Annotated in this window: 11 protein-coding genes; 9 read left to right on the top strand and 2 right to left on the bottom strand. The window is 60.9% G+C overall.

The window, feature by feature from the left end; translation table 11 throughout:
• Positions 1-1776, bottom strand: a 1776-nt coding sequence (gene dnaK / locus M3O22_07150; protein ID MDP9196522.1) for a molecular chaperone DnaK, incomplete at its 3' end; no start/stop codon positions are given.
• Positions 1777-1881: 105 nt separating this feature from the next.
• Complete coding sequence (ruvX, locus tag M3O22_07155) at positions 1882-2373, bottom strand: Holliday junction resolvase RuvX (protein MDP9196523.1); 492 nt, start codon at positions 2371-2373, stop codon at positions 1882-1884.
• 49 nt (positions 2374-2422) lie between these two features.
• On the opposite strand from ruvX, the gene gatC reads away from it, so the two are divergent.
• The 9 genes from gatC (at position 2423) to M3O22_07200 (ending at position 9067) form a co-directional block, all read left to right on the top strand.
• Positions 2423-2710 carry an Asp-tRNA(Asn)/Glu-tRNA(Gln) amidotransferase subunit GatC gene (gene gatC, locus M3O22_07160; protein ID MDP9196524.1) on the top strand — a complete coding sequence of 96 codons (288 nt, stop codon included), beginning with the start codon at positions 2423-2425 and terminating at the stop codon, positions 2708-2710.
• Positions 2711-4207 (top strand): Asp-tRNA(Asn)/Glu-tRNA(Gln) amidotransferase subunit GatA, encoded by a 1497-nt coding sequence (gatA, locus tag M3O22_07165; protein ID MDP9196525.1) that lies wholly within the window; start codon positions 2711-2713, stop codon positions 4205-4207.
• A gap of 99 nt (positions 4208-4306) precedes the next feature.
• Positions 4307-5317: a hypothetical protein gene (locus M3O22_07170; GenBank protein ID MDP9196526.1), complete on the top strand. Its 1011-nt coding sequence runs from the start codon at positions 4307-4309 to the stop codon at positions 5315-5317.
• Positions 5318-5361: 44 nt separating this feature from the next.
• Entirely contained in the window at positions 5362-5964 is a 603-nt protein-coding gene (gene ccmA / locus M3O22_07175) for a heme ABC exporter ATP-binding protein CcmA (GenBank protein MDP9196527.1), read from the top strand.
• Positions 5965-6112: 148 nt separating this feature from the next.
• Positions 6113-6778, top strand: a complete 666-nt coding sequence (gene ccmB, locus M3O22_07180; GenBank protein ID MDP9196528.1) for a heme exporter protein CcmB — start codon at positions 6113-6115, stop codon at positions 6776-6778.
• A 1-nt stretch (position 6779) separates the two neighbouring features.
• A complete protein-coding gene (locus tag M3O22_07185) occupies positions 6780-7499 on the top strand; it encodes a heme ABC transporter permease (protein ID MDP9196529.1) in 720 nt (239 codons plus the stop codon).
• A complete protein-coding gene (ccmD, locus tag M3O22_07190; GenBank protein MDP9196530.1) occupies positions 7496-7615 on the top strand; it encodes a heme exporter protein CcmD in 120 nt (39 codons plus the stop codon). The genes M3O22_07185 and ccmD overlap by 4 nt, the downstream gene beginning before the upstream one ends.
• On the top strand, positions 7612-8058 hold the full coding sequence (gene ccmE / locus M3O22_07195; protein MDP9196531.1) for a cytochrome c maturation protein CcmE: 447 nt from the start codon (positions 7612-7614) through the stop codon (positions 8056-8058). Before ccmD ends, ccmE begins: the two co-directional genes overlap by 4 nt.
• Before the next feature lie 250 nt (positions 8059-8308).
• Entirely contained in the window at positions 8309-9067 is a 759-nt protein-coding gene (locus M3O22_07200) for an ABC transporter ATP-binding protein (GenBank protein ID MDP9196532.1), read from the top strand.
• Positions 9068-9116 lie beyond the last annotated feature (49 nt).

A 9116-nucleotide genomic window follows, 5' to 3' on the forward strand; every position in this document is an offset into this window, starting at 1 on the left:
TTTCATGGAAGCCTGGGCCAGCGCATCGGTCTTGCCCTTGATGATTGCGGCGTCGCCGCTGTCCATCACGTCTTTCAGTTCTTTAATGGCTTGTTCAGCGGCTTCCTTATCCGCCGGAGCCACCTTGTCGCCGGACTCTTTCAGCGTCCGCTCCACCGTATGGATGAGGCCATCCGCCTGGTTGCGCACCTCCACCGCCTCGCGCCGCTTTTTGTCCTCGGCAGCGTGGGACTCGGCGTCCTTGACCATTTTCTCGATATCCGCGTCGGACAGGCCGCCCGAGGCCTGGATGCGGATGTTCTGTTCCTTGTTGGTCGCCTTGTCCTTGGCCGAGACGTTCACGATGCCGTTGGCGTCGATATCAAAGGTCACCTCGATCTGCGGCACGCCGCGCGGGGCCGGTGGAATGCCCACCAGGTCGAACTGGCCCAGCATCTTGTTGTCCGCGGCCATTTCGCGCTCGCCCTGGAACACGCGGATGGTCACAGCGCTCTGGCTGTCTTCAGCGGTCGAGAATACCTGGCTTTTCTTGGTGGGAATGGTGGTGTTGCGCTCGATCAAGCGCGTGAACACGCCGCCCAGGGTTTCGATCCCCAGCGACAGCGGCGTCACATCCAGCAGCAGGACGTCCTTGACCTCGCCCTTCAGCACGCCGCCCTGGATAGCCGCGCCCACGGCGACCACCTCGTCCGGGTTCACGCCGCGATGGGGTTCCTTGCCAAAGAAGTTCTTCACCGTCTCGATGATTTTGGGCATGCGGGTCATGCCGCCCACCAGGATCACCTCGTCGATGTCGGACGCTTTCAGCCCTGCGTCCTTGAGGGCTGCAGCGCATGGGCCGACCGTTTTCTGGACCAGATCATCCACCAGCGCCTCGAGTTTGGCACGGGTCAGCTTGATGTTCAGGTGCTTTGGCCCGTTCTGGTCGGCGGTGATGAAGGGCAGGTTGACTTCGGTCTGTACCGACGAGGACAGTTCAATCTTGGCCTTTTCCGCCGCCTCTTTCAGGCGCTGGAGGGCCAGCTTGTCCTTGCGCAGATCAATGCCCTGGTCCTTTTTGAACTCGTCGGCCAGGAAGTCGATGATGCGGGCGTCAAAGTCCTCACCGCCCAGGAAGGTGTCGCCGTTGGTGGATTTCACCTCGAACACGCCATCGCCGATTTCCAGCACCGACACGTCGAACGTACCACCGCCCAGGTCGTACACGGCAATCGTGCCGCTGCCCTTTTTCTCCATGCCATAGGCCAGCGCGGCTGCCGTGGGTTCGTTGATGATGCGCAGGACCTCAAGCCCCGCGATTTTGCCCGCATCCTTGGTGGCCTGGCGCTGGCTGTCGTTGAAATAGGCGGGCACGGTGATGACAGCCTGGGTGACCTTTTCACCCAGGTAGTTTTCCGCCGTCTCCTTCATCTTCATCAGGATGAACGCGCTGATTTCGCTGGGGCTGTATTTCTTGCTCTGACATTCCACCCAGGCATCGCCGTTGTCGCCCTTGATGATCTTGTAGGGCACCAGGCCTTTATCCTTGCTGGTGATGGGATCGTCAAACCGGCGGCCGATCAGGCGCTTGATGGCAAAGAGAGTGTTTTCCGGATTGGTCACGGCCTGGCGCTTGGCGGGCTCGCCCACCAGGCGATCACCGTCCTTCGTGAACGCCACCATCGAGGGAGTCGTGTTGCGCCCCTCGGCGTTCACGATCACCTTGGGCGTCTTGCCTTCCATAATGGCCACGCAGGAATTGGTGGTGCCCAGATCGATGCCAATGACTTTAGCCATGTTCTTTTGCCTCTGAATTCATCAAGGAATGCATCACCCGTGAATGATGCCAGTGGGACATATAGGTGTGCTTTTGTATTCCTGCAATGGGGGCCCCAAAGAAATTCAGAAAGAGGCCGGTCCGGCCTGCATCGCATCCATTGCGCCCTGCAGGATCCACGCGGCTGCCATCCTGTCCACCGCCTGGTCCCTTTTCCGACGGGAGACATCGTGCTCCAGCATCATCTGGCTGACAGCCCAGGTGGACAGGCGCTCATCCCACAGCAGGATGGGCATGGGCCCGCCCCAGAGGTGGGCCTGCTCTGTCAGGTTCCGGGCAAACTGGATGACGGATTGCGCCATGGGTCCCTCGCTGCCATCCATGTTCAGGGGCAGGCCGATGACCAGGCCACCCACGCCATATTCCCGGCAGACCCGGCCCAGCTCCTGCGCATCCGGGGTGAATTTCCTGCGGGCCAGTGTCCGCAAGGGAGAGGCTACTTTCAGGGCAGGATCGGATACCGCAAGCCCGAGGGTTTTCGAGCCCGCATCCACGCCCAGAAGACGCCGTCCGGCAGGAAGGATCCCTTTCAGTTCATCCGGGTTGCGCAGGATCATGGCGGGTGATAGGTTTGCGGCCTGTTTCTGACCACATGAGATATATCCCATGTCCATGGACATAGCTACTATCAGGAAAATTGCCCGGCTGTCAGCGCTGGAGCTGACCCCGGATGAAGAAAAGAAGTATGCCGATGCCCTGAGCGGAATTTTCCACTGGTTTGAACAGCTGAACCAGGTGGATGTGACCGGCGTTGCGCCCATGACAAGCGTAGTTGAACACACCTTGCACAAGCGCCCGGATGAGGTGGATGACGGTAACTGCGTCCGGGATATCATGGCCAATGCGCCTGAATCCCTGCACGATTTCTTCGCGGTTCCCAAGGTGGTGGAATAAATGACCCAGCTCAATCACCTGACCCTCGCCGATGCGCTGGACGGCCTGAAAAAAAAGAATTTCACTGCGGTCGAGCTGACAGAGGCCCACATCCGGGCCATGGAAAAGGCCCGTGTGCTGAATGCCTTTATCACCGAAACCCCGGATATCGCCCTGAAACAGGCCAAAGAGTCTGACGCCCGCCTTGCGAAAGGCCAGGCCGGGCCGCTGGAAGGCGCGTCCCTGGCGATCAAGGACCTGTTCTGCACCAAAGGCGTCAAGACCACTACAGCCAGCAAAATCCTGTACAATTTCGTACCAACCTATGAATCCACGGTGACGGCAAACCTGTTCCGGGATGGCGCAATCATGCTGGGCAAGGCCAACCAGGACGATTCCGCCATGGGTTCGTCCACCACCACCAGCGCCTTTGGCCCCACCATCAGCCCCTGGAGTCCCGGCAAGGCCGACGGAAAAGGTGGCTGGACGTTCGAAAAACAGCTGGTGCCCGGCGGGTCCAGCGGCGGGTCTGCTGCTGCTGTAGCGGCCCGTATCGCCCTGGGGGCAACGGGTACCGATACCGGCGGCTCGATCCGTCAGCCGGCCGGCCTGACCAGCATTGCGGGGATCAAGCCCACCTATGGCCGCTGCTCCCGCTGGGGCGTTATTGCATTTGCCTCATCTCTGGATCAGCCGGGCCCTATGGCCCGTACAGTGAAAGACTGCGCCATCATGCTGCGCTCCATGGCCGGCCATGACCCGAAGGATTCCACCTCGGTCAACCGGCCCGTGCCTGATTATGAAAAGGCCCTGACAGGTGACATCCGGGGTTTGCGCATAGGCATTCCAAAGGAATACCGGGTCGAGGGAATGTCGCCGGAAGTCGACGCCGTATGGCAGAAAGGCCTGGATTTGCTGAAACAGGCCGGCGCCACAGCGGTGGATATCAGCCTGCCCCACACGAAATACGCCCTGCCCGCCTATTATGTGCTTGCGCCGGCCGAGGCCTCGTCAAACCTGGCGCGCTATGACGGCGTGCGCTATGGCCTGCGGGTTGAGGGGAACAGCCTGGGAGACATGTACGCCAAAACCCGCGGCGCTGGCTTTGGCAGCGAGGTCAAGCGGCGCATCCTGATGGGAACCTATGTCCTGTCAGCCGGTTACTATGACGCCTATTACCTGCGGGCCCAGAAAGTCCGGACCCTGATTGCCCGGGATTTTGCCGAAGCCTTCAAAAAGTGTGACGTACTGCTGACTCCGGTGGCGCCCGGCACAGCTTTTGCCATCGGCGAGAAGAACGACGACCCCATCGCCATGTACCTGGAGGACCTGTTCACCATCCCCGCCAGCCTTGCCGGCCTGCCCGGCCTGTCCGTTCCGGCAGGTCTGGGTGCCAATGGCCTCCCCCTGGGACTTCAGCTGCTCGGCAAGCCCTTTGACGAGGAAACTGTGCTGCGGGCAGGCGACGTTCTGGAAAAAGCGGCGGATATCAGGACTTTACCCCCCTTTATGGGGTAGCGGGCATGGCTTTTCCGGGTGATTGTGGAAAAAAAAGGGCAAACAATTTCATTTCTATGCTATAGACTGTAATCAGGATCAACAGCAGCATCTTGGTTTATGCGCTCGATCGTTATATACCATGGCCCGCCTCCCGGTACCAAAGCCACCTGTGTAGACGGTGCCTTTGCAGCTATAGCAGCAGATGTTGCCCTTGGCCCTGACACGCAATTCATTGCCAGTGCGCCCAACGGTTTTCTGGAAGCGCGCCTGGAACAAATGATCGCCGGGCAAGAAATTCCTCCCGGATCAACTGTTTATTTTGTGGATATTGCCCCGACCGAAGAAAACCTGCGGATGCTTCTGGATAACACAAGTCTGGATACACGATTTGTCATCCTCGATCATCATCTTACCAACGTGGAAGCCCTGAAGGGTTTCGAGAATTCCCGGGTGACAAAATATCTGGACAACAGCCTGTCTGGCGCAGCCCTTGCCTGGAAGCATCTTGTGCGCAGGAATGTCCTTGCGGACCAAAATGCCCTGCCCTGGTATATCCAGCTGATCAGCCGGATGGACATGGGGCAACTGAAGGGCGAGGATGACTACGCCATGGCCGACGCTGTGGACAAACTACCCATCGGCAACATGGATGAAATTCGCGCGGCCTTCAGGTTTCTGGACGGCGTAACTCCAGCCGATCTGGCTGAAAAGGGCCGCCCTTTCCTGAAAGACCAGGAAAGGGCTTTTAATGAAGCCTGGGATAGCCGTTATCCCGTTCAGATCACTGAACCGAAGATTGACAAGGTCAGGTACAGGGTCTTTGCCATCAACTACAATATCCGGTCCGGCCGCTGGTTTGATTATTGCCTGCGGGAAAATTCCTGCAATTCCCCTGACCAGTTTCTGGTGATCTGGTCTAAAAATCCTGATGGCACCATCGCCATCAGCTATCGTTCTGACGGAACAGTGAACGTGGAGCCAATTTCCAGGCAAATCAGCGAATGGTTCGGCCTGAGTGCCGGGGGGCATGTGCCCGCCTCTGGCGGAAGAGCCAAAAATCAAAGTGATTTCGAGCGCGTATGCCGGCGTGTTGAAGGTACAGATCCGGCCTTGGTCCTTACTGCATAGGCAGCCCGCTGCAATCCGCCCCGAAAACCGCTATACAGGGCGGTATGAACACCCTGTCAGTCTCCTCCCTGTCCTGTGTGCGGGCCATGCGGCCTGTGTTCCGGGACATCCGGTTTGACCTGAAGGCCGGGGAAGCGCTTGTTCTGACCGGTCCCAACGGCAGCGGGAAGTCCAGCCTGCTGCGCCTGCTGGCCGGTCTTCTGACCCCGGCGGACGGGCAGATCCTGTGGAACGACGCTTCCATTCACGATGATATCCACTTGCACCGCACCCGCGTTCATCTGGTGGGCCATACGGATGCCCTGAAAGGTCCTCTCACTGTTCTGGAAAGCCTGACGCCTTTCTCCAGCCCGGAAAAAGCCTGCCAGGCTCTGGAAGACATGGGCATCACTCATCTGTCAGATACTCCCGTCCGCCTGCTGTCCGCAGGGCAGAAGCGGCGCGTGGCGCTGGCCCGGACCATGCTGGAGTTCCGCCCCCTATGGCTTCTGGATGAGCCAGCCGCAGCGCTGGACAGCACAGCCGTTCCCCTGCTGCAGACCCTGATCCACCGCCACCGCAGCGCAGGCGGCATTGTCGTGCTGTCCACCCACGGAGATCTGGCTGTTCCGGACGCAAGGGCGCTGGCGCTGGAGGGCGGGGTATGAGAATGCAAAGAACAATCCCCTCCCCCCATCGTGGGGGAGGCAGGGTGGGGGGCCTTCAACCCGAAAGGACCCGGCTTCCGAAGGCCCCTCACCCTCCCGCACCTGTCGGTGCTGGCCCCTTCCTCTCCCACAATGGGGAGAGGGAATCATGAGACCTTTCCTGTTCCTGATCCGCCGCGATATCCTGCTGTCCTTCCGCCAGGGGACGGACAGTGTTCTGGCCCTGCTGTTCCTGGCCCTGGTGGTGATCCTGTTCCCCCTGGGCCTGAACCCGGAGCCGGAGATCCTGCAGCAGGCCGCCGCGGGCGTCATCTGGGTCGCCGTCCTTCTGTCCGCCCTGCTGTCCTTTCCCCGGCTGTTCCAGGACGATTACGCCGACGGCAGCCTGGATCTGCTGTTCCTGTCGCCCCTGTCGCCCGAAGCCATTGCCCTGGCCAAGACGCTGGCGCACTGGCTGGTCTGCGCCCTGCCCGTCCTCGTGCTGGTTCCCCTGCTGGCGCTGATGTACGGCCTGCCCCTGCCTGCCCTCGGCGTTCTGGTCCTGTCCCTGCTGGCGGGCACACCGGCCATCAGCTTTACAGGCAGTGTGGGTGCCGCCCTGATTCTGGGCGCAAGGCAGGGTGGAATCCTGCTGGGCCTGCTGATCCTGCCGCTGTACATTCCTGTGATGATTTTTGGCACAATGGCCGTGGACGCCGCATTGGCAGGCCAGCCGGCAACCCCTCATCTCCTGCTGCTGGCCAGCCTGTCCGTCGCCAGCATGGTCCTGTCACCCCTTGCGACCGCCGCGGCCCTGAGGCAAACCCTTGAGTAACATGCATCGCTTCGCCAACCCCGCCCGCTTCCTTCGCCTGTCCCGGGCCCTCCTGCCCTGGTACAGCGGCCTGTTCGTTGTGCTGATGGCAGCTGGCCTCTGGCTGGCGCTGGTCCACTCTCCCCCTGATTACCAGCAGGGCGAAAGCGTCCGGATCATGTACGTCCATGTGCCCGCCGCGTGGCTCAGTCTGCTGGCGTACGCCTCGCTGGGGGCCGCCGGGTTCTGCTCACTGGTCTGGCGGCATCCGCTGGCCGATGTGTACATCCGGGCCACAGCGCCCGTGGGCGCCTGCTTCACGCTGGTCTGTCTGGCGACAGGCAGCCTGTGGGGCCGGCCTATGTGGAACACATGGTGGGTGTGGCAGGATACCCGCCTGACCAGCGTCCTGATCCTGTTTTTCCTGTACCTGGGCGTCATGGCGCTGGGCCGGGCCTTTGACAACCCGGAGCGGGGCGGGGGGGCGGCTGCCCTGCTGTCTCTGGTGGGCCTCGTTAATTTACCTGTCATCAAGTTTTCCGTGGACTGGTGGAACAGCCTGCACCAGCCCGCAAGCGTTTTACGGCTGGCAGGCCCTGCCCTGGATCCGTCCATGCTGCTGCCCCTGCTGGTTATGGCCGGCGCGTTCCTGTGCCTGTTCATCCTGCTGTCCCTGATGCGCACAGAAACAGCCCTGCTGGAGCGGCGGGCCGAGCTGTTGCGCCTGGGAGTCCGCCCATGACCAGCCATGCCTTTTACATCTGGTCCGCATGGGGCTTCACCGCCCTGGTTCTGGGCGGCCTGCTGGCCTGCAGCATCCTGCGCCTGTATCGTGCAAGGAAGGCGCAACAGCCATGACCCGCAAAAGGCGCAGGCTGATCCTGGTTCTTGTGGTTCTTTTCAGTCTCAGCGCCGCGCTGGCACTGGCCCTGCTGGCCCTGCGGGATAATCTGGACTTTTTCTACAGTCCCACAGACCTGATCGAGCATCCCATACAGACGTCCCGTCCCTTTCGCCTGGGAGGTCTGGTGGAACAGGAGAGCGTCTCGCGGTCAGCTGATGGCCTGACCATCACTTTTCGCATCACGGACAACAGGAACGCTGTGACTGTCACGTTTACAGGGATCGTGCCCGACCTGTTCAGGGAAGGCCAGGGCGTGGTCGCCCGGGGGCGTCTTTCAGAAGACAGGACCTTGTTTACAGCCACGGAAATCCTGACAAAGCACGACGAGAACTATATGCCGCCCGATGTCCGCCGGGCGCTGGAAGAAGACAAAAACAGACACAGAAGGTCTGATTGAATATCATCAATTCCTGGTCCAGAGTCACTGTTTTATCACCCTCGTGATCCTGGGCTGTGCAATGATGGTTGCTGGAAAAACAGGGGCCGGACGGCGTCGAAAACTGATACGTCCGGACAGGTTCGGTTACGCCTTTGTTTTTGCCTTTGGCCTGTCGCTGGTCCGGTTTGTCTTCACTTAAGACCACCTTGCCACTGCGGCGGAATTTCTGCAGGGTGTAACCGCAAGTTACATGCGGAGTACAGAGTCCATGACCCCGGCGCCCCTGCGTATCGAGAACCTGACCGTCAGCTATCATCGCCAGCCGGCGCTGCTGGACGTCAGCTACACCGCCCCCCAAAAAGGCCTGATCGCCGTGGTGGGGCCCAATGGCGCGGGGAAATCCACGCTGGTCAAGGCCTGTCTGGGACTGGTTCCGGCCCTGTCCGGCCGGGTTCTGGTTTTTGAGAAACCGGTCGCCGCGCAACGTTCCCGCATCGGCTATGTGCCCCAGCGGGAGAGCGTGGACTGGGACTTTCCCGTCTCCGCCCTGGAGGTGGTTACCATGGGCCGGTACGGAAAGATCGGCTGGTGCCGCCCGGTGGGACGGGCGCACCGCAAGGCCGCCATGGAGTATCTGGACCACGTGGGCCTGTCCGCCTTTGCCCACCGGCCTATCGGCCAGCTGTCGGGCGGGCAGCAGCAGCGGGTGTTTCTGGCCCGCGCGCTGGCCCAGGAAGCCGACATCTATTTCATGGACGAGCCCTTCGCCGGCGTGGACGCCGTAACCGAACAGGCCGTCCTGACGGTGCTGAAAGAACTGGACCAGGCGGGAAAAACAGTGATCTGCGTCCACCACGACCTGCAGACCGTGGCGGAATATTTCGACCACGTGCTGATGATCAACGGCCGGATTGTGACCGCAGGCCCTGTACAGCAGACCCTGACGCTGGAGGCCATCAAGGCCACCTATGGCGGCCGCCTGCACAGCCTGGAAGCGCACTTTTCCTCCGCAGAACAGCAGTCATGATGGAACAGCTCGCCAGCATCCTGCTGCTCCAGGCCGGGTACAACACCGC

The sequence above is a fragment of the Pseudomonadota bacterium genome (genome assembly GCA_030775045.1).
Classification (GTDB): Bacteria; Pseudomonadota; Alphaproteobacteria; order JALYJY01; family JALYJY01; genus JALYJY01.